This is a genomic window from Pseudomonas syringae group sp. J254-4 (genome assembly GCF_032586855.1).
In the GTDB taxonomy this organism is placed as follows: Bacteria; Pseudomonadota; Gammaproteobacteria; order Pseudomonadales; family Pseudomonadaceae; genus Aquipseudomonas; species Aquipseudomonas amygdali.
Map to the genome: position 1 here is coordinate 337,564 of NZ_JAWHOO010000002.1, position 23,652 is coordinate 361,215.

The following is a 23,652-nucleotide window of genomic DNA, read 5'->3' on the forward strand; positions in this document are numbered from 1 at the left end:
CACGCTCCAGCGTGGGAATGCCGTGCGTGACGCTCCGCGTCACAGATCTGTGCCGCGCCGCACATTCCGGATAGGACGCGGAGCGTCCAGAACGGCATGCGACGCGGAGCGCCGCACGATAGTTACAGGATTATCGTTCCTCACGCTCCAGCGTGGGAATGCCGGGTGTGATGCTCCGCGTCACAAATCTGCGCCGCACCGCATATTCCGGATAGGACGCGGAGCGTCCAGAACGGCATGCGACGCGGAGTGCCGCACGATAGTTACAGGATTATCGTTCCTCACGCTCCAGCGTGGGAATGCCGTGTGTGATGCTCCGCGTCACAAATCTGCGCCGCACCGCACAGTCAGGATCGGACGCAGAGCGTCCAGAACGGCATGCGACGCGGAGCGCCGCACGATAGTTACAGGATTATCGTTCCTCACGCTCCAGCGTGGGAATGCCGTGCGTGACGCTCCGCGTCACAGATCTATGCCGCGCCGCACACTCAAGGCAGGACGCAGAGCACGGTGAGCATGGGCACGATAGGGGACCAAAAGACTCACGACGAACAGCTGATTTCCAGATGCTTGCCCCAGTCCGGTGGTCGCTGGGCGTAGCCTTCCATTCCGGGTTGTTCGGTGAAGGGCGTGCAGAGCACCTGATGCAGACGGCGGACTTCTGCATAGTCACCTTTTTCCGCTGCGGCGATAGCGTTCTGGGCCAGGTAGTTGCGCAGTATGTACAGCGGATTGACCGCGTGCATGCGGGTTTGACGCTCCTGCTCGGTGCCGTTGTCCTCGAGGGCAATACGCGCCAGATACGCTTCCGCCCAGCCATCGAAACCCTTGATGTCGACAAAGTCGTCGCGCAATGTGCGCAGCGCTTCTGCGGCGGGCTGATCGCCCAGGCGGCGGAAAAACAGGGTGTAGTCCACGCCACTGTTCTGCATCAGCTTCAACAATTGGCTGACCAGTTGTTCGTCCTGCTCTTGGGCAATGGTCAGGCCCAGGCGACGACGCATCAGGTCCAGGTAGTGCGCCTGATACAGCGGCAGGAACAAGCCAATAGTCTCGCGTAACGCTTCCACGCTGATGAACGGTGTCAGCGCCTGCGCCAGTGCGCTCAGGTTCCATTGTGCGATAGGCACCTGATTGCTGAAGGAGTAGCGGCCCTCGTGATCGGAGTGGTTGCAGATGAAGTGCTCGTCGAAATCATCCAGAAACGCAAACGGCCCGAAATCGAAGGTAATGCCCAGAATCGACATGTTGTCGGTGTTCATCACGCCATGACAGAAGCCGTAGGCCTGCCACTTGGCAATCAGCTCTGCGTTGCGCTCGACGATTTCGCGGAACATCGCCAGATACGGCTCGGGCTGTTCCTGACAATGCGGGTAATGCATGGTCAGCACATGTTCGGCCAGCGTCTTCAGCTGCTCTGGCTGTTTGGTGTAGAAGAAGTACTCCAGACTGCCGAAGCGCACATGGCTCTGCGCCAGACGCAGCACCATCGCGGCGTGCTCCTGGGTTTCGCGCCATACCGGCGTGCTGGAGCTGACTACGCACCCTGCACGGCTGCTGGGGATACCCAGCGCGTGCAATGCTTCGGAAGCCAGAAACTCACGGATCGACGAACGCAGCACAGCGCGTCCATCGCCCATCCGCGAGTACGGCGTGCGGCCCGCGCCCTTGAGGTGCAGGTCCCAGTGTTCGCCTGCGTCGTTGTACACCTCGCCCAGCAACAGCCCGCGACCGTCGCCCAGGCGCGGGTTGTAGGAGCCAAACTGATGGCCGGAATAAACCATCGCTCGCGGCTCGGCTTCGGACCACAGCTTGTGGCCGCTGAATATCTCCGCGAACAGTGGCAGATCGGCTTGTTCAGGGGCCAGGTCCAGCAGTGCCAGTGCTGACTGGCTTGCAACCACAAGCCGCGGCGTTTCGATGGGCTCAGGCAGCACGGAGGTGGAGAACGCATCGCCCAGACGGGCAAAGCGGTTGTCGAAAATGAGTTCGTCGAGTGCTTTCAAAACGTAGCGCCTCCAGAGGGGGATTTCAGGCTTTCAACGAAGCGGCGGCCTGCCTGGCTCGTCGGGCGTGTTGCAACGGTCAGAACCCGTAGACCGGGCCCCGGGGTGGTAGTTCTGGCGATCAGGTAGACGCCCGGACTACCGGGCCCGGGTTCGCTCGTAGGCGGCTAGAATCGTGCGCTCCGATTGCACCAGATATTCTTCGAGCATATGGGTCGCTTCATCGGTCTTGCCAGCGTCGAGGCGGCCGAGCACGGCAGCATTCATGTCCAGGTAGGGCGAGTGGAGCAATTCCGGATTGTTGAGCAGCCCGAAAGCCAAGCGCAATTCTGCCGAGATCTGCGCATAAAACGCTACCAGTCGCGGGCTGTCGGACAGTTCGACGATGGCCTTGTGAAACTTCATGTTGGCGGTGCCCACGGCCATCCAGTCATTGGCTTCACGGGCGCGCACGCCTGCCTCGACCGCATTGCGCATGTTCTGCACGCCAGGATGCTGCGGATATGCCTGGGCAATCGCCCTGCATTCGATGAAGCGCCGGATGCGATAAATATCGATGATCGAGGCCATATCAGGCTTGGCCACGGTCACTCCGCGGTTGGGTTCATGAGTGAGCAAACCCTCGCGGGTCAGAATTCTGAAGGCTTCTCTCAAGGTATTGCGGGAAATCTGCAGGCTTTCGGCCAGCGCCGCTTCCGAAAGGCGTTGACCGGGAACCAGCTCACCCTCGACCAGCATTCTGCGAAGCTCTGTGGTGATTGATTCTCCAAGCGTACGAGGGAGGAGAGAAGCAGCGTCGTTCATAAACGGTCCGGATAAGGAAAAGCCGAGTCGATATTCCACGACAGCTCATTGGCTGGCAAGGACGAAGGCCATCCGATGCTTCATCAGGTAGCACACTTGAGTTCAAGCGTAACAATATGGTGCGTATTGTTGATCCATAAGATATGGATTGTTCAACAATATTATCTTTATGTATCTACAACTTGGCGCTGTTTAATGCCCTTTGGCATGCTCATTGCTCTGGCAGGTTACCTCTCATCTCAGGAATGCCGCCGTGACACAGACTGCCAATGAGTTCACCAAGGCGCGTCGCGCCTCATTGATCGCCGCGATCTTCATGATGGCGACCTCTGCCATCGGCCCAGGCTTTCTGACCCAGACAGCCACCTTCACCGCGACCCTGGGGGCGGCGTTTGCCTTCGGCATTCTGGCGTCGATCCTGATCGACTTCGTGGTGCAGTTGAATGTCTGGCGCATTGTCACGCTGACCAGAATGCGCGCATCGGATCTGGCCAACGCGGCGATCCCCGGCAGTGGTTACCTGCTGGCGGTGCTGGTCATTTTCGGCGGGCTGGTATTCAGTCTGGGCAACATTGCCGGTGCAGGGCTGGGGTTGAATGCCTTGATCGGCCTTGATCCCAAATGGGGTGGCGCCTTGAGCGCGCTGATCGCCATTGCGATCTTCTCGTCGCACCGTGCGGGTATTGCGATGGATCGCATCATGATGGTGCTGGGTACCTTGAAAGTCTGCCTGATCCTGTTCGCTGCCTTCGCCTCGCACCCGCCGCTGGGCGAGGCGCTGCGTCAGACGGTATTGCCGGACATGGTCGATTTCGCCGCCATCACCACCATCGTCGGCGGCACGGTCGGCGGCTATATCACTTATGCCGGTGCTCACCGCTTGCTGGATCGCGGCACCGTCGGGGTCGAGAACATCGATGTAGTGTCCAAGGCGGCGCTGACCGGTATTCTGGTCACCGGGGTTGTCCGTTACATACTGTTTCTGGCAATCCTCGGCGTGGTCGCCAGCGGCGTTGTCATCGATGTATCCGGCCAGGGCGCAAACCCTGCGGCCCAGGCGTTCACCGCTGCCGCTGGCAACTTCGGCCTGATCATGTTCGGCCTGGTGCTCTGGGCGGCCGGCATCAGCAGCGTGATCGGCGCGTCCTATACTTCGATGTCGTTCATCACGGTATTTTCCAAACGCATCACCGAGCGCGTGCGCAACCTGGCAACTGTCGGCTTTATCCTGATCACCGTGGTCGTATACGTCATGTGGGGCAAACCACCGGCCGCGCTGCTGGTCTTTGCCGGGGGCTTCAACGGTTTGATCCTGCCACTGGGCCTGAGCATTTTCATGTACGTGGGCTGGCGCCGGTCCGACATGATGGACGGCTACCACTACCCGCGCTGGCTATTGGTGCTGGGCGTGCTGACCTGTCTGCTGTCGTGGTACATGGCGTTCAAATCGGCGGGAGCCATCTTTGCCTTCATCAATGCAGCCTGATTTCGGAGAATAAAAATGCCTGCAATAGACCTCAACAGTGATCTCGGTGAAAGCTTCGGCGCCTGGAGCATGGGCGACGACGAGGCGATTCTCGATGTGGTCAGCAGTGCCAACGTGGCCTGCGGTTTTCATGCTGGCGATCCGGCCGGCATCCTCCGTACCCTCGAGGCCGCTGCGGCCCGCGGCGTTGCCATTGGTGCGCATGTGGCCTACCCGGATCTCGTCGGGTTCGGCCGTCGCAACATGGACATCCCGAGCGACCAGCTGACGGCCGACGTCATTTATCAGATCGGCGCGCTTCAGGGCCTGGCGCGCAGCGCCGGTACCAGCGTGACATACGTCAAACCTCACGGCGCGCTGTACAACACCATCGCTGGCGATCAGCGCCAGGCAGCGGCGGTCATTCAGGCGCTGCTGCGCATCGACCCTGCGCTGAAGCTGGTGTGTCTGGCCAATTCGCCACTGCTCGGCTGGGCGCGGGAAGCTGGACTGGCATGCGTTGCCGAAGCGTTCGCCGACCGGGCCTACACCGCTGAAGGCACGCTGGTCTCCCGTTCGCGGCCCGGTGCCGTGCTGCACGATGCCGAACTGATCGCCGAACGCATGCTGCGTCTGGTGCGCGACGGGGTTATCGAGGCTGAAGACGGCCGCGAAATCAGTCTGCAAGCCGATTCTATCTGCGTACACGGCGACAGTCCGGGCGCGGTGAACATCGCCCGCATTCTGAAAGACCGTTTGCACGACGCAGGCGTTACCGTCCGCGCATTCAACCGGGGCTGACCATGAACAACACCTTGCAACACGCCCGTCAGGCGGCTATCGAGGCACGTACCCGCTATCGACAAGGGTTTGTTTCGCCGACCGCGGGTCAGGCCCCCGGTCTGACCCAGTGCAACATGATCACGCTGCCGCGCGACTGGGCCTATGACTTTCTGCTGTTCGCCCAGCGCAATCCGCAAGCCTGCCCGGTGCTGGATGTGACCGAGCCTGGCAGCTACACCACGCTACTGGCCGAACAGGCCGACCTGCGCACCGACCTGCCGTTGTATCGGGTCTGGCGTGATGGGCAACTGGCTGAAGAAGTCAGCGACGCCAGCGAAATCTGGGCGCAGCACGGCGATCTGGTCAGTTTTCTGATCGGTTGCAGCTTCACCTTCGAAACCGACCTGATGAACGCCGGGATCGATGTGCGCCACATCAGCGAAGGCTGCAACGTACCGATGTACCGCAGCAATCGTGTCTGTCGACCTGCCGGGCGCTTGCAGGGAAACATGGTGGTGTCGATGCGACCCATCGCTGCCGACCGGGTTGCCGAGGCAGCGCGGATCACCGGGCGCTACCCCGGCGTGCATGGCGCGCCGGTGCATGTCGGCGAGCCCGAACTGCTCGGCATCAAGGACCTTGCGCACCCGGACTTCGGCGATGCCGTGAGCATCAAACCGGGGGAGATTCCGGTGTTCTGGGCCTGCGGCGTGACCCCGCAGGCGGTGGTCATGGCGTCCCGTGTGCCGTTTGCGATTTCCCACGCGCCGGGGCACATGTTCATTACCGATATTCCGGACAGCTACTACCACGTATAGGAGAGGCTCATGCGTTTCTACCCGGCCAACCTGGACGCGCTCCTGGTTGAACTGTCGAACCTGGACGAGACTCTGGCCCTGTTCGAATCGTTACAGCAGAGGCCCATCGCAGGCGTGGAGGAAATCGTTCCGGCGGCCCGGACGTTGCTGGTGCATTTTCGTCCGTCTGCCATCGGTTTCGAGGCGCTTGCGGCGCAGATTGCCTCGCGTGACATTCGCGGCAGCGCTCGCGAGCCCGGCAAGCTGATTGAAATACCCGTGCATTACAACGGTGAAGACCTGGCTGATGTGGCCCGCGAGCTGGACATCAGCGTTGACGAAGTGATCAAGCGCCACACCGGCAGCGACTACAACGTTGCCTTCTGCGGCTTTGCGCCCGGTTTTGCCTACCTCAGTGGCGGTGCCGGCTTTGTGGTGCCGCGGCGCAGCACGCCGCGCACGCGCATTCCGGCTGGCGCAGTGGCGTTGGCCGGTGGCTTCAGCGGTGTTTATCCACAGGCCAGCCCCGGAGGCTGGCAGATCATCGGTGTGACTCACTCAAAAATGTGGGACCTGGGCCGCGACGAGCCAGCCTTGCTTCAGCCTGGCTATCGCGTGCGCTTTCAAGACGCGGGTCCGCTGCCCGTGACCAGCGTTTCGGTGGCTGCGCCCGTTCGTCAGCAAGCGTCGACAATCACCGAAGACTATCTGCAAGTCGTTACGCCGGGTCTGCAGACCCTGTTTCAGGACCTGGGGCGTCCCGGTCGGGCAGGGCAGGGTGTTTCCGCATCGGGTGCGCTGGATCGCGGCGCATTGCGTGCCGCCAATCGCGCAGTAGGCAACGAGCCAGGCACTGCTTGTCTGGAAATTCTCATGGGTGGCCTGACGTTTACCTGTCAGGGCCAGGCGGTGGTAGCGGTTACCGGTGCTCAGGCGCCTGTCGAGGTGCTGACGGCTGATGGCCAACGCATGCAGCCGCCGCTTTACGCGCCGTTTTCGTTGCAGAGCGGCGATCAGGTGAGCATCGGTTCGCCCACCGCAGGCTTGCGCAGTTATCTGGCCGTTCGCGGTGGTTTTGTCCACGAGCCGGTGCTGGGCAGTCTGTCCACTGACACGCTGGCCCAGGTCGGACCCGCAGTGCTGGCGGCTGGCGACCGGCTGGGCTTCAAGTGCAGAACCGGCGGCGCTGCGGTGTCGACTGGCGAACAACCGGCCTTCGACATGCCGCGCAATGATCAGGTCATTACCCTGGATGTGGTCATGGGGCCGCGCAGCGACTGGTTCACCGCCGAGGCGCAGGCGTTGCTTGCGCAGCAAACCTGGCTGGTTACGCCGCAATCCAACCGTATCGGTATCCGCCTGGCGGGCGAGCAGTCGCTTGCGCGCGCCGTCAGTGGCGAACTGCCCAGCGAGGGCACCACGGTCGGTGCCATTCAGGTACCGCCCAGTGGCCAGCCGGTACTGTTTCTGGCGGACCACCCGTTGACCGGCGGTTACCCGGTCATCGGCGTAGTCGCTACCTATCACCTGGACAAGGCCGGGCAGATTCCGGTCAATGCCCGCATTCGTTTCAACCCGCTGAGCGCCTTCGAGCCAGTGCGCCCCGCCACTTCAGACGAGACCAATAACAGATGAAAAAGGTTCTGATTGCCAACCGTGGCGAAATTGCCGTGCGCATTGCCCGCGCCTGCCGTGACTATGGGGTTGCCTCGGTGGCCGTGTATGCCGATGCCGATATCGACGCGCTGCATGTGCGTCAGGCCGATGAAGCCTATGGGCTGCAAGGTGAGCGCCCGACCGACACCTATCTGAACATCGAAAAACTGCTGACAGTCGCTGCTCGTGCCGGTGCCGACGCGGTTCACCCAGGTTATGGCTTCCTCTCGGAACGCGCCGACTTTGCCCGCGCCGTAATCGACGCCGGCCTGACCTGGATCGGCCCGGACCCTGCAACCATCGACGCGCTGGGCGACAAGGTGCAAGCCCGGCGCATCGCTTTGAAAGTCGGTGCGCCGCTGGTAGCTGGCACTGAAAACCCGGTGAAAGATGCCTCTGAGGTGCTTGCGTTCGCCGAGCAGCACGGCCTGCCGATTGCCATCAAGGCCGCCTTTGGCGGCGGTGGTCGAGGCTTGAAGGTGGCCTGGAAGCTGGATGAAGTCAGCGAACTGTACGAGTCTGCCGTACGCGAGGCAGTAACCGCGTTTGGCCGTGGCGAATGCTTTGTCGAACGCTTTCTGGACCGTCCTCGTCATATCGAAGCGCAGATCATCGCCGACCGCCACGGCCGCGTAATCGTCGTCGGCACCCGCGACTGCTCGCTGCAACGCCGCAACCAGAAGCTGATCGAAGAAGCCCCAGCGCCTTACCTGAATGATGAACTGCGCCAGCGCATCCACGATTCTGCCCGTGCGGTTTGTGCCGAGGCAGGTTATGTCGGTGCCGGTACGGTGGAATTCCTGCTCAGTGGCGACGGCACCCTGTCATTTCTGGAGGTCAATACGCGCTTGCAGGTCGAACACCCGGTGACTGAAGAAACCAGCGGTGTGGATCTGGTCATCGAGCAACTGCGCGTGGCCGACGGCCTGCCCCTGTCGTTCGACGGTACGCCGGTACCGCGCGGGCACAGCTTCGAATTCCGCATCAACGCCGAAGATGCAGGCAACGGCTTCCTGCCGACACCGGGCAGCATCGACGTGTTTCAGCCACCGTCCGGACCGGGCGTGCGGCTGGACACCGGCGTGACGGAAGGCTCACGGGTCTCACCGAACTTCGATTCGATGATCGCCAAACTGATCGTCACCGGCGCAACCCGCGAGCAAGCCATCAGCCGCGCCCGCCGCGCCCTGGCCGAGTTCAAAGTGGAAGGCGTCGCCACCGTGCTGCCGTTCCATCGAGCCGTCATGGCCCACGACGACTTCACCGCCGCCAATACCTTCGCCGTCCACACCCGCTGGATCGAAACCGACTTCGCCGAGCACGTCACCATCGCACCGCGCAACGCTGCGCCAGTCGATGCAGGCGTGCTGCGCACCTTCGTCGAAATCGACGGCAAACGCCACGAACTGGGCCTGCCTGCTGCGCTGCTGGCTGGCATGAGCCTGAACGCTGCCGCACCGGCTGACGCCAGCCAGCCAGCTGCCGACGCCCCTGACCCGCACGCAGTACTGACGCCGGTCGCGGGTAATCTGCATGCGTGGGCAGTTGAGGACGGAGCGACAGTAGAAAAGGGCCAGGTGATCGCCATCATGGAGGCGATGAAGATGGAAACATCGATACTGGCGCCGTGTGCCGGAACCGTGCAGATCAGCAAGGAGCCTGGCGGGTATCTGGAGGCGAAGGTGGTGATTGGGCGGGTTGAGGCCTGATTTGATTGCAATCACGCGTCAACCGGGCTGTTACCCGATTGACGCGTGCTATTGCAGAAAGTAATCGCCTTAGTCCAGCCGCAACTCAGGCGGCTCCGGTGCATCCTTGGTCGCCGGGGCCACTTTGGTGTTTACCGGTTGCAGCGTTGTTTGCCCGGTCGGGGCTCCGGTTTTGTCGCTCGGCTCGGCGGGCACCAGTTTGTATTCCAGGCCTTGGGTGTTCTTGAGGTAGATCTCCATCTGGCGGAACGAGATGTTGATGTGCTGCTTCTTGAACTCGCGATTGATGAAGCGGTTGATCTCGTCCAGCACCGGGTTGCGGTCGCCCAGGTCGCGGACGTGCATGCGCAGTTCGTGGTCGAGGGTGCTTTCGCCGAAGTTCAGGAAGTAAACGATCGGCTCTGGTTCCTTCAGCACTCGAGGGTTTTCCCGAGCGGCTTGCAGCAGCAAGGAGCGCACCAGGTCCAGGTCCGAGCCGTAATCGACGCCCAGCTTGAGCGTTACGCGGGTGACGGTGTCGGTCAGCGACCAGTTGATGAGCTGACCGGTGATGAAGGTCTTGTTCGGGACGATGATGTCCTTGCGGTCGAAGTCGGTGATGGTCGTGGCGCGGATGCGGATCTTGCTGACCGTTCCCGAGAGTGCGCCGATGGTGATGGTGTCACCGATCCGCACCGGACGTTCGAAGAGGATCATGATACCGGAGATGAAGTTGGCGAAGATCTCCTGCATACCGAACCCGAGCCCTACCGACAGCGCCGCGACCAGCCACTGCAATTTGTCCCAGCTCACGCCCAGCGTTGACAGCGTTGTCACGAAGCCGACACCGGCGATGGTGTACGACAGCAGCGTGGTCGTCGCGTAGGCGCTGCCTTGCGCGAGGTTCATGCGTGACAGCACCAGCACTTCCAGCAGGCCGGGCAGGTTGCCGGCGAGCACGAAGGTGATGACGATGATCACCCCGGCACCGAGGAAGTCGCTCAGGCTGATCGGCACCATGCTCATGTTGGCACCGGTGCCGCTGGTGTATTCGTAGAGAATGATGTTGTCCAGGTAGGCGAATACCGTGATCAGCTCGGCCCAGACCAGGTACAGCGCACCGACGAAACCGGCCAGCAGGGCCAGACGAATCAGGCGCAGCGACTGCTGGTTGACCTGTTCGATGTCCAGCTTCGGCTCTTCGACCGGAATGTCGCTGTCGCCGTTTTCCCGGGCTGCCTGACGCTTGGCCAGAGCGCGCTGATAGGCCAGACGCCGGGCGGCGACGCTCAGGCCGCGAACGAAGGTCGCCTCGACCATCAGCCAGATCATCATCAGGTACAGGGTGTCGATCAGACGGTCGCTGAGCTTGAGTGCCGTGTAGTAGTAGCCAAAGCAAACCGCCAGGAAGAGCGCGACCGGCAATGCCGTGAACACCACGCCGACAGTCTTGCGGAACAGCGAGGCGTTATGGTGCGTGGGGCTTGAGATCAGCAGGCGTGCGAGCAGCCAGGTCATCAGCGCGTAACAGGCCAGGACCACGCCGATCCCCAGTACATCGTCGGCCAGCGCCGCAGGTTGGTGCTCGGCGACGGCCACCACGGCCACCAGGGCCAGAACGACCAGCCCGAGGCGACGCACCCAGCCACGCAGGAACTCGACCTGCGCCGTTTCCCAGCGGAAATGCAGTTGGGCAACACCAGACGGGGCGAGTACGCGGTAGGCGGTGTAGAACACTAGCCAGGCGAGGGCGATCTGCAACAAGGCCTCGCCCAGGTTGGCGTTTTGCCCGCGTGCATCGATTTGCAGGGCATAGCCGCACAGCGCCAGTCCCAGCGCCACGGGCATGGCCAGCAGCACGTTGATCAGCAGCGCCAGTGGCGTTTTCCATTGGCTGTCACGTTTGAAGTGGCCGATGTCGGCATGCAGGCGATTCAGCTTCTGATACAGCGCCTTGCGCCGCCAGGTCAGTACGCCGATCAACAGCAGCAGTGGCAGGAACAGCAGCGGTCGCTGAGTCAGGCCGTCTGACAGCTCGCTCAGGCTGGATGTCCAGGGCAGGGTGGCGATCTGCTTTTGCAGGCGCGGCCAGATATTCTGAAACCATTCCAGGTCCAGCGGCTTGTTGCTGGGGATCCAGAACATCTGCTCGTCGAGTGTGGCGCGCAGTCCCTGAGCGGTGCTGGTCAGCTGCTTCTGGTTCAGTTGCAGCGTGATGGACTCGTTGAGCAACGCGCTCAGCTCGCGATTGAGGCGCTCCAGCAAGTCGCTGCGGGTGATTGCCAGGTCCAGCAGCGTGCGGCGCAGTTGCGGGGTAATGTTTTCAGGCGGTTGAGTGGCGAGCAGCTTTTCGACATAGGCGGTCGGCGTGCTCATCTGCTCGCGTTGCTGGTTGATGTCGAACTGATACAGGCGGATGTTGGCGATTTCGTCGGCCAGGCCCTTGTCCAGCTCCAGGTGCGGCAACGCCTGCTTCTGCTTGTAGAGAATCTTGGACAGCAGCAGGCTACCGCTCAGCACGTTGATCTGCTCGCTGAGGGCTTGATCGGTCTGGGTCAGGTTGTCCAGTTGCTGCTTGGTCTTGAGGTTCTGCTGGGTCAGCTCGTTGAGGCGATCGGTGCCGCGCAGCAGGTAGTCAGACAGTTTGAGGTTAGCGGCGCTTTCGGTCGCCAGCAGGCTGCTGCCACCGGACTTTTGCGCTTCCAGGGACAGGTCGGCGACCGTTTTCTGCGATTGGGCGCGACGCTTGTCGTTGATCAGGGTCTGCAGGTCCTGAATTTCCTGTTCCTGGCGCGCGACCTTTTCGGTCAGCAAGTCATGCTGGCTATTGCCCAGGTCCTGCAACTGGCTGTTACCGGCCAGTTCCTGACGGCGCAGCAGGTTGAGGGCGTTGATCGAGGCCAGTTCTGCATTGAGCAGATTGCGCTGGTCGGCGCTCAGGGTCTTGCCGTTGTCCTTGCCGCTCTTGAGGATGGCGTTGATCTGCTGGATACGCGTCTGATTGGCGCTGATTTCAGTCTGCGCCCGCTCAGGCCGGGTCTGCGCGGTGATGGCCAGGCTGTTGGCGTCGTTGAGTTCGCTTTGCAGGTCGCTTTGCTGGGTACTGCGCTGGCTGAGAAGCTGCTCCAGTTGTGGCACATCAAGGCCGCCGTAGCGCTGGGCGACGGGTACCACTTTGCTTTCTTTCAGGCGGGCCAGCTCGCGCTGGTTTTCCGAGGTCTGTTTTGGCGCCTGGGCCAGTTGTTGCTTGAGCGCTTCGAGTTTCTGCTCGCTGTCCTTCTTGCTGGCGAGAAAAGCCAACGTTTGCTCGAGTACCTGTTGCAGCGCTTTCTGCTCGGTATCAGGCAGCTTGCGATCAGCAATCTTGTCGAGGCTTTGCTGCACGGCATCGCTGCTGGGCGGGTCGGCGGCGAGCGCCGGGAAGGTGGACAGGCAAAGCGCAAACAGTGCGGCAGCACAAATGGAACGCAGGGAAAACATAGACACCGGTCGCATGATGATACGTGTGGATTGGCAGTTTAAAGGAACAGTCCGGGGCCCGGGCGGGTTCCTTCGGGGAATTTGACGCCCACTTTCTGGATCTTGTTCCCGTCCATGACGGCAACTGTCCAAATAGTTCCATTCCATTCAATCTGGTCGCCCACCACTGGCTCGCCGCGGTTCTTCTGCACGATGAACTGGCTGAGTGGCATTCCGGGGTCAATGCCATCGAGTTTCAGGCCATACAGGGCCGCGACTTCACCCAGCCGTGCATCGCCTTCAAGAACGAAGTCGCCGAAGAAGCGCAGGTCCAGGCCACGTTGCGGTGCCTGGCTGAACAGTTTGCCCAACGCTGGAAGATCGTGTTCGTGACCGATCACACACAGTAGGTCACCCACTTCCAGCGTCGTACTGCCGGACGGATGGAGCAACTGCTGGCCCCGGAACAGCGCGGCAATACGCGTGCCCTCAGGCATTTTCAGCTCACGCAGCGCCGCACCAATGCACCATTTTTCAGCGCCCAGACGGTAGACGAACAGCTCCCATTCACTGGTGACGTGCACCTCCAGCGCGGCCCGGGAAATAGGCGCGGGGTCAGGCGGAACCGTCACTTTCAACAGTTTGGCCATCCACGGCAGGCTGGTGCCTTGCAGCAACAACGAGACCAGTACGATAAAGAACGCCAGGTTGAAATACAGCTGCGCATTGGGCAGGCCGGCCATCAGCGGGAACACCGCGAGGATGATCGGTACCGCGCCACGCAGGCCGACCCAGGCGATAAACGCTTTCTCTCGGCCATGAAAGGCCTTGAACGGCAGCAGGCCGACCATCACCGACAGCGGGCGTGCGACCAGAATCATCCACAGCGCCAGGCCCAGTGCCGGTATTGCAATCGGCAGCAGATCGTGGGGTGTGACCAGCAGGCCCAGCACCAGAAACATGCCGATCTGTGCCAGCCAGGCCATGCCGTCGAGCATGTGCAGGATGCCGTGGCGGCTGCGAATCGGTCGGTTACCCAGCACCAGCCCGCACAGGTAGACCGCGAGAAAACCACTACCGTGAATGGCGTTGGTCAGGGCAAAGATCGCCAGGCCCCCGGCAATCACCAGAATCGGGTACAGGCCGGCCGCCAGATTGATGCGGTTGACCAGCTGCAGCAGGATCCAGCCGCCGCCCAGGCCGATGAAACTGCCGATGCCGAACTCCTGAATCAAATGCCCCAGCAGCCCCCAGTGCAAACCGGTCTGCCCACTGGCCAGCATGCCGATCAGGGTGACGGTCAGGAACACAGCCATAGGGTCGTTGCTGCCCGATTCTATCTCGAGGCTGGCGGTGACCCGCTCGTTCAGGCCTTTGCCGCCCAGCAGGGAGAATACCGCAGCAGCGTCTGTCGAACCGACGATTGCACCGATCAGCAGCCCCTGGATAGCGCTGAGATTGAACAGCCAGGCAGCCACCATGCCGGTCAGTACGGTGGTGATCAGCACGCCCACCGTTGCCAGCGACAAGGCAGGCCACAGCGCAACCCGGAAACTGGCCACCCGTGTGCGCAGCCCGCCGTCGAGCAGAATGACGGCCAGCGCAAGGTTGCCGACCAGGTAGGCGGTAGCGTAGTTATCGAAGATGATCCCGCCGCCATCCACGCCCGCCACCATGCCTACGGCCAGGATGATGACCAGGATCGGAATGCCCAGGCGTGATGAAAGAGAACTGACCAGGATGCTTGCGGCTACCAGCAACGCGCCGACCAGGAACAGGCTGTTGATGGTGGTGGCGTCCAAGGGCGGTACTCCGTAGAAAACTGAATTGAAGCGAGAGGGGCGAAAACTGACCATGCAGTCCGCATGCCAAGCGATTTAACCTGTTGAATTGCTTGGCTGTCAAAGATCAATTTCCGGCGGATCACGCAGCTTCAGCGCTCCAGAGCACGTGACTCGTTGCAATCTGGCGGTCGACACAGACGTATATGCCGCAAGCCAAGCCTTCTTGCGGCCTGTTGTCGAGCTCCAGCTATAGAAGGTTTTCATCATGGACGATGAAAGTGCAGCAAGTCAGAAGGGCGGAAATTCATTTAGCGATTACCTGAATCCGCATGCAGAGTTCTGGGCGCGGGCGAGTCAGTACTTCCGGCTGAACCCGATCAATCTGCAGTCACCCGCTGCCTTTGCTGTCGGGCCTCTGACTGAATCAGTTCACGCGCCTGCCTGCGCAGGCTCGCGGTATAAATAGTTAGTGCCACGTATGCCGTAATGACTGATTACGTGCAGGACTTCTCTCATACAGGAAGAAGTCATGACGACCCCATCTCTGCAAATACCTGAAACCGATCAACAGCTGCTGCGTGAACGCGCGCGGCAGTTTGTTTTCGACTACCCCGACCTGCACGATCTGGCCTATAGCGTAATCAGCAAGATCATGCTTCAGCACACGCAAAAGGTGTTCAACCCCGACAAGGTCTATTGGCATCGTTTCGGCAGCGCAAGCAGCAGCCCGCGTACATTTACCGGCTGGCGGCATTCCGGCAAACCGCTGCAATCGATGACGTTGATCGAACTGCTCATGCAGAACTTCAACGCCCACGACCAAGAGGCCAGTGATGAGCTTTCCCTTTACGGCGGTTTTTATACCGACGGTCCGGATCATGAGGTGTTCGACGAGCGCAATGAGGTGTCCATGCTGCCGCAGACTTTGCTGGCAGAAATGTGGACGCTGGATTTCAGCTCGCTGTACACCCGCCGCATGGAGCGTTTCTGGAGTGCGCACAGTGAGAATTTTTGCATTCTGGCCAAAGCACACTATTTGGTTGCAGCCGGTAATTGCCTGCGAAAAGGCCAGCTTTCGCCAGACGAATTCAAGCACGTCACTCGATTCGTCGTCACTGATCCCTCCCAGCCTGCGACGCTGAAGGACTTGCGGGACTCGCCTTTGGTAACGCCTGGCCTTTCGGTGCATACGCTGGATATCAACGGCGTCAAGACTTACGACATGCTGCGTATCGTTATTGCTGATGGCCGGGAAGTGATTTACCGGCCTGATGCCGAGCAGCCTTTTCAGGTGTTCGAAAACGAACGCGCGCTGTACAACTGGCTCAAGGTGCAGTTCGCGAGCGAGCAGGCGGGTAAGGCACTGACAGGCAATTTCCTGCGCGGCGAAGCGGCACGAACACAAGACGGCGTCAGGTTTGCGCGCGGGGTCAGTGAATTGCTCGCACATGACTGGCGTGCCGATGTTCGAATTATCAATCAATCCCGGGCACCCATCGTGGGTGATCCATTTATTCATATGCGTGATATCGCGCGTCAGGTCATGACCGCCGACGCGCATCAGTTGCTGACCTCCAATGCCGATCTGCGCAAGCAGATGTGGATCGGTTATCTAAGTGCCTTCATGCAGGCTTTTGGCGGGCTAGCCGCGTTGGGGTGGCCCATTGCTCTGACGCTGGTTGGCGCAGGCCTCGCCAATACCGGGTTGAACATTGATCAGGCGATCAATGGCAAGACCCCGGCGCAACGTCGCGCTGGTGTATTGGGTGCCATTATCAACACCCTTTACCTGCTTTTTAATCTGCCGCTACTGATGTCCATTCGTACCATGCCTGAGCCTGTGCCATTAGTGCGGGCGGATGTCGTGTCGCTCCCCGGTGAAGTTGTGGAAAGTGGCGTGATTGTCGATCCGCTGGAAAACATGGAAGGCAACCTGCTGCTGGAGAGCCTCACGCCTTCAGCCGAAGAAGGCAGGTTTCGTGGCGTTTACTCATTGGGCAATGGCGAAACCTGGATCAAGCTTGCGCGGTTGCCGTACCGCGTGATGTTCAGTGAGCAACAGCAGTGCTGGTTCATCGTCGACCCTGACAATCCTTTTGCGTTCGTTGGCAGTAAGCCGGTTCGCTTGGGGCTCGACGGGGAATGGACGCTGATCCAACCACCTGGCTTGCAGGGTGGCTCGCCTATGGATCCGCAGGTGCCGTCTACCAGCTCATCAGTCCCGCCAGGAAAACCTTATGCAACAGTGCATTCAACGTTCTGGGACAGGTACCTGCAAACGGACATATTCAATGAGCAATATTATGCAGAAAGAGCCCTGACTCGTCAGAAAGAGGTCATGGATATCTGGGAGCCAACCACGGACGATGTTCTGGAGTCTGACTCTTCACCCGAAGGCGATGAAGTGTACCGGGACCCGTGGCACGGTAAACACAGGGTATTCAAGCTGGGCGAGGACGACTATTACGGCGCTAACATCATGCTCTATACCCAGGAGGATACGGTGTTCAATCGATTCCTGCGTACAGGCGAACGTAGGGGCTCCAACCAGGTAAGGTTCATCGAGCGTCTTGCCGACGACATCCAGGTGGTGGGCTATAGCAATGATGTCGAGTTGTATCGGGGTGGCAGCGGTGATCGGGGCACCTCGGGTGCCGTGTTCCGCAGCGGGCAGATCAAGGTTGGCGATGTGCTGGTCAATACCGATATCACTTCGTTCAGTGAAAACCCCTATGTGGTCAGCGCGTTCGCCAGCAGTCGAGCCGGTGCTCCTACTAATGCGGTGATTGGGCCGATAACGTTCGATGATACTTCGGTGGTCTTTGTGTTGCCCAAAGGACGGTATTTGAGGGCCACGCCGATCGCGCCATTTTCAGCCTCGCCCGATGAGGCCGAATCGATCTTTTTGCCTGGTTGTTATTTTCAAATCGAGAGTATCGAAGAAGTGGTCGGCGAGTTTTACCGCATCATGAAAGTCCAGATGCAGGAGGTCGATCGCCCGGTTCAGGGAAGAGCGCTTTACGATATGCGCACGGGCGAGCCATTCAGTCGAGAGCAATACGCGCTCAAGTTGGGGGCAGATGCCAAGGCATTGGTCGACCGGTTCTTTCCACAGAACCCGATGACTGACCTGTTCAGCCCTCACTGATCAAGCGCCGCCCGGTTTTATTTAAAACCAGCCATCGCGCATGGCAAGGCAAGTGTCATCGCGGTTTTCCAGAATGCTCAGTTCGTGATGGCAGCCCGGTACTTCCCAGGTCAGGAAGTACCGGGCTGCTTGAAGCTTGCCCTTGTAGAAGTCGCTGTCGGCCGAATGACCTTTGCCCAGACCTTCCTCGGCGCGAATCGCCTGTTCCAGCCAGCGCCAGCCGATGATGGTGTGGCCGAATACCTTGAGGTACAGCGCCGAATTGGCCAGCGTACTGGTGATTCTGCCTTGCGCCAGATCGGTCAGCAGGCCGAGGGTGACAGCCTGCACATGAGCGACCAATTGCTCCAGAGGTTGGCGCAGCTCATGAAGTGAATCGTAGCCCTGCGCCCGCGCGCAGGTATCGGATATCAGGCGCAGCAGTTGCTTGAGGCCGGTGCCGCCGTTCTGCGCCAGCTTGCGGCCAAGCAGGTCCAGCGACTGAATGCCGTGAGTACCTTCATGAATCGGATTAAGCCGGTTGTCGCGGTAGTACTGCTCAACAGGGTATTCGCGGGTATAGCCATGACCGCCTAGAACCTGAATCGCCAGCTCGTTAGCCTTCAGGCAGAACTCCGAGGGCCATGACTTGACCACCGGAGTCAGCAGGTCCAACAGTTCATGGGCATGCTTGCGGGCGTCTTCGGTTTCTCCGGTCTGTGTGTCGTCGAACAGTCGCGAGGCATACAGGCACAGGTCGAACGCGCCTTCTACATACGCTTTCTGGGTCAGCAGCATGCGCCGCACGTCGGCGTGCTGAATGATCGGAACAGGCGTGCTCTCAGGGCTCTTGCTGTCGGGCAGCCGACCTTGAGGTCGGTCGCGGGCATAATCCAGAGAGTACAGATACCCCGAATAGCCGAGCATGACCGCGCCCAGGCCGACGCCGATGCGTGCTTCGTTCATCATCTGGAACATGTAACTCAAACCGTGATGAGGCTTGCCGACCAGATAGCCGACACACTCACCGTTATCGCCGAAATTCAGCGCGGTAGAGGTAGTGCCTTTCCAGCCCATCTTGTGAAACAGGCCAGCCAGCAGCACATCGTTACGCTTGCCGAGGCTGCCGTCGTCGTTGACCAGAAACTTGGGCACGATGAACAGCGAGATACCTTTGACCCCGCCAGGCGCATCCGGCAGCTTTGCCAATACCATGTGCACGATATTTTCCGAAAGTGCGTGATCACCTCCCGAGATGAAAATCTTGTTGCCGCGCAGCCGATAGGTGCCGTCTTCTGCCGGTTCGGCGCGGGTGCGGATGTCTGACAGCGACGAGCCTGCGTGTGGCTCAGTCAGCGCCATGGTGCCGAAAAAGCGCCCCTCGATCATCGGTTGCAGAAAGCGCTGTTTTTGTTCGTCGTTGCCAAAACTCTCAATCAGGTTCGCCGCGCCCATGGTCAGGAACGGGTAGGCCGTGGTTCCGACATTGGCTGCCTGAAAGTGGGCAAAGCAGGCCTGTGAAAGCAAGGTCGGCAACTGCATGCCGCCCGCTTCAAAATCACGCGATGCATTGAGAAAACCAGCGGCGAGAAACGCATCCACCGCAGGCTTGACCTCGGGGATCAGAATCGCTTCGCCATTTTCATAGCGCGGCTCGTTTTCGTCAGCCTTGCGGTTGTGCGGCGCAAAATACTTTTCCGCGATAGTACGCGCCGTCCCCAGCGCTGCATCAAAGGTTTCCCGCGAATGCTCGGCAAACCGCTCACGCCGCGTCAGCCCTTCGGCGTCCAGCACTTCATACAGCTCGAAAGCCAGGTTTCGGGAACTGAGCAGCGACTCGGACATGATGGCGTACCTATTCTTGGAATGGCTCAAGTCTAGGTCGGGTTGAGGAGGGAGGGTAGCAAGATTGATTCGGGTGATGGTCGAGCGTGTGCGGGGGGTATCGAGAGCGGACGCGGAGCGTCCAGAGCATGGGAACGGTCGGTGTCTTTCGGACACCTCTCGTTCCGCACGCTCCAGCATGGGAATGCCTTTCTTGACGCTCTGCGTCATCTGTTACCGAGCGGCATCAGCCGATCGTCATCAGGCTCGCATTGCCACCCGCCGCCGCGGTGTTGACGCTCAATGCCCGCTCTATCACCAGGCGTTCCAGCGGCACGTTGGTTTCTCCGTGGGACAGGCCATTGACGCCGACGATTGCACCGCTGCGCTGGGCGATCTGCTGGCAGATGGCACGTAGCTGATCGGAGTCGCCGTGGTGCAGGACGGCGTCGAAGATGATTTCGTCCTTGGTCCAGTCAGGGATCAGCTTGATGCGTGCCTGCACATCCTTTGGCAGACGAGCGCGCAACGGCTTGCTGATGTCTGTTTCCGGCCACACGGCAGAACTGCCGACAGCCAGCACAGCCGCCAGTTGAATCAGCAGGTCGTTCTCGTCATCCGCCAGGCAAAGCACGTGTTCACGCGGCAGAATCGCATAGCTGTTGCGCTCGCCGGTCGGGCCCGCCAGCTGGCGAGTGATGCCGCTTTGCGATTGCTCGGCGTATTGGCTGCACAGGGCATCCAGTTCGGCTTGCTGGTTACTGGCTGCCCAGGTCTTCAAGGCTTGCAACGGTTTGTTGAGGATGTCACGCAGGCGGGTGTCCGGAGCAGACAGTGCATCACTGCGCACGAACGATTTCTCGATGGCATCCTGCGGACGCGTCGACAGCAGGCGGTACAGGTACAGCGGGCCACCGGCTTTAGGGCCGGTACCGGACAAGCCTTCGCCGCCAAATGGCTGGACGCCCACCACAGCACCGACGATGTTACGGTTTACATAGACGTTGCCTGCGTTGACGTTGTCGATGACCTTGGCGATGGTCTCGTCGATGCGGGTATGAACACCAAGGGTCAGGCCGTAGCCGGATGCATTGATCTGGTCGATCAGCAGACCCAGTTCCTTGCGCTTGTAGCGCACCACGTGCAGCACCGGGCCGAAGATTTCGCGTTGCAGCTCATCGAAGCTTTCCAGCTCGATCAGGGTCGGCATCACGTAAGTGCCACGCTTAAGCTCCGTGCTGTCGGCAATGGCCACCTGATAAACCGTACGGCCTTTGTCGCGCATGGCCTGGATGTGTTTTTCGATACCCGCCTTGGCCTCGGCATCGATCACCGGGCCGATGTCCACGGACAGGCGCTCCGGGTTGCCGAGGCGGCTCTCGGCCATCGCCCCCTTGAGCATTTCGATGACGCGGTCGGCAGAGTCTTCCTGCAGGCACAGCACGCGCAGTGCCGAGCAGCGTTGCCCGGCGCTGTCGAACGCCGAAGAAACCACGTCAATGACAACCTGTTCGGTCAGCGCCGAAGAGTCGACGATCATCGCGTTCTGACCGCCGGTTTCGGCGATCAGGGGGATGGGGCGACCCTGCGAGTCCAGGCGCCCCGCCACGTTACGTTGCAGCAGGCGGGCGACTTCAGTGGAACCGGTGAACATCACGCCTTTGACGCGTTCGTCACCGACCAGTCCGGCACCTACGGTTTCACCGCGCCCCGGTAACAATTGCACGACGCCTTCCGGGATGCCGGCTTCAAGCAGCAGGCGCACGGCCTGAGCGGCAATCAACGGTGTTTGCTCGGCCGGTTTGGCCAGCACCGGGTTGCCCGCAGCCAGTGCAGCAGCGACCTGACCGCTGAAAATTGCCAGCGGGAAGTTCCACGGGCTGATACAGACCACCGGCCCCAACGGACGATGGGCGTCGTTGGTGAAATCATTGCGCGCCTGTACGGCGTAGTAACGCAGGAAATCGACGGCTTCGCGCACTTCGGCGATGGCGTTGGCGAAGGTCTTGCCCGCCTCACGGACCAGCAGGCCCATCAAGGGCTGGATGTCGCTTTCCATCAAATCGGCAGCACGTTCCAGAATTGCGGCGCGTTCGGCAGTTGGCGTTGCCTGCCAGATCGGACCAGCGCTCAAGGCGCACTGGATAGCGTTATCGACATCCTGCAGCGAGGCTTCCTGAACATGACCGACCACATCACGCAGGTCCGATGGGTTCAACGCGGCAGTCAGTGTGCCTGCGCTGGCTGGGCAGCCGAGCATGGGGGCGGCTTTCCAGTCATTGTGCGCCGTGGCGAGCAGGGCCGAGGACAGCGAAGCGAGACGATGCTCGTTGGCCATGTCGATGCCGCTGGAGTTGGCGCGCTCGGTGCCATACAGGTCGCGCGGCAGCGGAATACGCGGGTGCGGCAGGCCGAAACCGCCTTCCTGTGTTGCCATGCGTTCGATCTGGCTGACCGGGTCGGCCACCAGTTCCTGAATGGAGATCGAATGGTCGGCAATCCGGTTGACGAACGACGTGTTGGCACCGTTTTCCAGCAGACGACGCACCAGATAGGCCAACAGCGTTTCATGCGTTCCGACCGGAGCGTACACGCGGCATGGACGATTCAGCTTGCCGTCGGCGACCTTGCCTACAACTTGCTCGTACAGCGGCTCACCCATGCCATGCAGGCACTGGAACTCATACTGGCCGGGGTAATAATTCTGCCCGGCGATCTGGTAAATAGCCGCCAGGGTGTGCGCATTGTGTGTGGCGAATTGTGGATAAATGACTTCCGGTGCCGCCAGCAGCTTGCGGGCACAGGCGATGTACGAGACGTCGGTGTACACCTTGCGCGTGTACACCGGATAGCCTTCCAGGCCTTCGACCTGGGCGCGCTTGATTTCGCTGTCCCAATACGCGCCCTTGACCAGACGGATCATCAGGCGGTGGCGACTGCGCCGAGCCAGATCGATCACGTAATCGATCACATAAGGGCAGCGCTTCTGGTAAGCCTGAATCACGAAGCCAATACCGTTCCAGCCAGTCAACTGCGGTTCGAAGCACAGGCGTTCGAGCAGATCCAGCGACAGCTCCAGGCGATCAGCTTCTTCGGCATCGATGTTCAGGCCGATGTCGTACTGCTTGGCCAGCAGGGTCAGCGACAGCAGGCGCGGGTACAGTTCTTCCATCACGCGCTCGTACTGGGCGCGGCTGTAGCGCGGGTGCAGTGCCGACAGCTTGATGGAAATGCCCGGGCCTTCGTAGATGCCGCGGCCGTGGGAGGCCTTGCCGATGGAGTGTATGGCCTGCTCGTAGGACGCCAGATACTTCTGTGCATCATGCTCGGTAAGTGCCGCTTCACCCAGCATGTCGTAGGAGTAGCGGAAGCCCTTGGCTTCAAAACGACTGGCATTGGCCAGGGCTTCGCCGATGGTTTCGCCGGTGACGAACTGCTCGCCCATCAGGCGCATGGCCATGTCGACGCCCTTGCGGATCATCGGTTCGCCGCTCTTGCCGATGATGCGGCTCAGCGAAGATGTGAGACCTGCCTCGTTGTGAGTGGCGACCAGCTTGCCGGTCAGCAGCAGGCCCCAGGTGGCAGCGTTGACGAACAGCGACGGGCTGTTGCCCAGATGCGGCTGCCAGTTGCCGTTGCTGATCTTGTCGCGAATCAAGGCATCGCGCGTGCCTTTGTCCGGAATGCGCAGCAACGCTTCGGCCAGGCACATGAGTGCAACGCCTTCCTGCGAGGACAGCGAAAATTCCTGCAACAGGCCTTGAACAATGCCAGCGCGGCCGCCAGCGCTTTTCTGGTTACGCAGCTTTTCGGCAATCGACGCGGCCATCTTGTTGGTGGCTTCGGCAACAGGTGCGGTCAGGCGCGCCTGCTCCAGCAGCATCGGCACCACTTCCTGCTCGGGGCGGCGGTAGGCGGAGGTGATGGCGGCCCTCAGTACCGACTGCGGTTGAATGCTCTCGGCAAAATCAAGAAAGCATTGCAGGCCAGTGTCTTCCGCCACTTCGCCACGGTCTTCGCTGTCTTTGCCAGTCGCGCCATTGAGCTCCAGCAAGGTTGCACCACTCTCCAGTTTTTCCAGGTAATTGAAAATCGCCTGCTTGATCAACCAGTGCGGTGTGCGGTCGATCGAATGGGCGGCGGCTTTCAATCGCTCGCGGGTCGGGTCGTCAAGTTTGACGCCTAGAGTAGTGGTGGCCATGTGTTGTCCTCATTATAGCCACGCGGCGGTGGCATCGGCTTTGGCAAAGATTAGCGCC

General features: G+C 60.6%; 12 protein-coding genes. 6 read left to right on the forward strand and 6 right to left on the reverse strand.

Annotated features, from left to right (window positions below; translation table 11 throughout):
• Nucleotides 1-542: 542 nt before the first annotated feature.
• Both selO and RYB09_RS04715 read right to left on the reverse strand, forming a co-directional pair.
• Nucleotides 543-2,006, reverse strand: coding sequence for a protein adenylyltransferase SelO (gene selO, locus RYB09_RS04710; RefSeq protein ID WP_058407728.1), 1,464 nt, complete (start codon nucleotides 2,004-2,006; stop codon nucleotides 543-545).
• Nucleotides 2,007-2,144: 138 nt separating this feature from the next.
• A complete protein-coding gene (locus RYB09_RS04715) occupies nucleotides 2,145-2,810 on the reverse strand; it encodes a GntR family transcriptional regulator (protein ID WP_080395112.1) in 666 nt (221 codons plus the stop codon).
• A 253-nt stretch (nucleotides 2,811-3,063) separates the two neighbouring features.
• Here RYB09_RS04715 and RYB09_RS04720 point away from each other — a divergent pair, with 253 nt between their 5' ends.
• Genes RYB09_RS04720 through RYB09_RS04740 form a run of 5 tightly spaced genes read left to right on the forward strand, consistent with a single transcriptional unit; the run spans nucleotide 3,064 to nucleotide 9,220 of the window.
• Nucleotides 3,064-4,296 (forward strand): NRAMP family divalent metal transporter, encoded by a 1,233-nt coding sequence (locus RYB09_RS04720; protein WP_058399854.1) that lies wholly within the window; start codon nucleotides 3,064-3,066, stop codon nucleotides 4,294-4,296.
• Nucleotides 4,297-4,311: 15 nt separating this feature from the next.
• The gene (locus tag RYB09_RS04725; protein WP_002551748.1) at nucleotides 4,312-5,076 is read left to right on the forward strand and encodes a LamB/YcsF family protein; all 765 of its coding nucleotides are present in this window, start codon (nucleotides 4,312-4,314) and stop codon (nucleotides 5,074-5,076) included.
• Between the two features lie 2 nt (nucleotides 5,077-5,078).
• Nucleotides 5,079-5,876 (forward strand): putative hydro-lyase, encoded by a 798-nt coding sequence (locus tag RYB09_RS04730; protein WP_058399855.1) that lies wholly within the window; start codon nucleotides 5,079-5,081, stop codon nucleotides 5,874-5,876.
• Nucleotides 5,877-5,885: 9 nt separating this feature from the next.
• Entirely contained in the window at nucleotides 5,886-7,490 is a 1,605-nt protein-coding gene (locus RYB09_RS04735; RefSeq protein WP_316887595.1) for a 5-oxoprolinase/urea amidolyase family protein, read from the forward strand.
• Nucleotides 7,487-9,220 carry an acetyl/propionyl/methylcrotonyl-CoA carboxylase subunit alpha gene (locus tag RYB09_RS04740; RefSeq protein WP_316887596.1) on the forward strand — a complete coding sequence of 578 codons (1,734 nt, stop codon included), beginning with the start codon at nucleotides 7,487-7,489 and terminating at the stop codon, nucleotides 9,218-9,220. Before RYB09_RS04735 ends, RYB09_RS04740 begins: the two co-directional genes overlap by 4 nt.
• A 69-nt stretch (nucleotides 9,221-9,289) precedes the next feature.
• On the opposite strand, the gene mscK is transcribed toward RYB09_RS04740, so the two are convergent.
• Together mscK and RYB09_RS04750 are read right to left on the reverse strand one after the other, a co-directional pair.
• Nucleotides 9,290-12,679 carry a mechanosensitive channel MscK gene (mscK, locus tag RYB09_RS04745; protein WP_316887618.1) on the reverse strand — a complete coding sequence of 1,130 codons (3,390 nt, stop codon included), beginning with the start codon at nucleotides 12,677-12,679 and terminating at the stop codon, nucleotides 9,290-9,292.
• A 38-nt stretch (nucleotides 12,680-12,717) separates the two neighbouring features.
• Nucleotides 12,718-14,460 carry a potassium/proton antiporter gene (locus tag RYB09_RS04750; RefSeq protein ID WP_230017385.1) on the reverse strand — a complete coding sequence of 581 codons (1,743 nt, stop codon included), beginning with the start codon at nucleotides 14,458-14,460 and terminating at the stop codon, nucleotides 12,718-12,720.
• Between the two features lie 511 nt (nucleotides 14,461-14,971).
• Here RYB09_RS04750 and RYB09_RS04755 point away from each other — a divergent pair.
• Nucleotides 14,972-17,590, forward strand: a complete 2,619-nt coding sequence (locus RYB09_RS04755) for a dermonecrotic toxin domain-containing protein (RefSeq protein ID WP_316887597.1) — start codon at nucleotides 14,972-14,974, stop codon at nucleotides 17,588-17,590.
• A gap of 21 nt (nucleotides 17,591-17,611) precedes the next feature.
• Here the strand turns inward: RYB09_RS04755 and RYB09_RS04760 are convergent, their stop codons facing one another.
• On the reverse strand, nucleotides 17,612-19,414 hold the full coding sequence (locus RYB09_RS04760) for an acyl-CoA dehydrogenase (protein WP_316887598.1): 1,803 nt from the start codon (nucleotides 19,412-19,414) through the stop codon (nucleotides 17,612-17,614).
• 226 nt (nucleotides 19,415-19,640) lie between these two features.
• Nucleotides 19,641-23,594, reverse strand: a complete 3,954-nt coding sequence (putA, locus tag RYB09_RS04765; protein WP_316887599.1) for a trifunctional transcriptional regulator/proline dehydrogenase/L-glutamate gamma-semialdehyde dehydrogenase — start codon at nucleotides 23,592-23,594, stop codon at nucleotides 19,641-19,643.
• Between the last annotated feature and the right edge of the window lie 58 nt (nucleotides 23,595-23,652).

Coding starts and splice junctions, on each gene's coding strand:
- RYB09_RS04725 (WP_002551748.1), top strand. CDS start 4,312: ATGCCTGCAATAGACCTCAACAGTGATCTCGGTGAAAGCTTCGGCGCC.
- RYB09_RS04730 (WP_058399855.1), top strand. CDS start 5,079: ATGAACAACACCTTGCAACACGCCCGTCAGGCGGCTATCGAGGCACGT.
- RYB09_RS04715 (WP_080395112.1), bottom strand. CDS start 2,810: ATGAACGACGCTGCTTCTCTCCTCCCTCGTACGCTTGGAGAATCAATC.
- putA (WP_316887599.1), bottom strand. CDS start 23,594: ATGGCCACCACTACTCTAGGCGTCAAACTTGACGACCCGACCCGCGAG.
- mscK (WP_316887618.1), bottom strand. CDS start 12,679: ATGTTTTCCCTGCGTTCCATTTGTGCTGCCGCACTGTTTGCGCTTTGC.
- RYB09_RS04755 (WP_316887597.1), top strand. CDS start 14,972: ATGACGACCCCATCTCTGCAAATACCTGAAACCGATCAACAGCTGCTG.
- RYB09_RS04760 (WP_316887598.1), bottom strand. CDS start 19,414: ATGTCCGAGTCGCTGCTCAGTTCCCGAAACCTGGCTTTCGAGCTGTAT.
- RYB09_RS04740 (WP_316887596.1), top strand. CDS start 7,487: ATGAAAAAGGTTCTGATTGCCAACCGTGGCGAAATTGCCGTGCGCATT.
- RYB09_RS04735 (WP_316887595.1), top strand. CDS start 5,886: ATGCGTTTCTACCCGGCCAACCTGGACGCGCTCCTGGTTGAACTGTCG.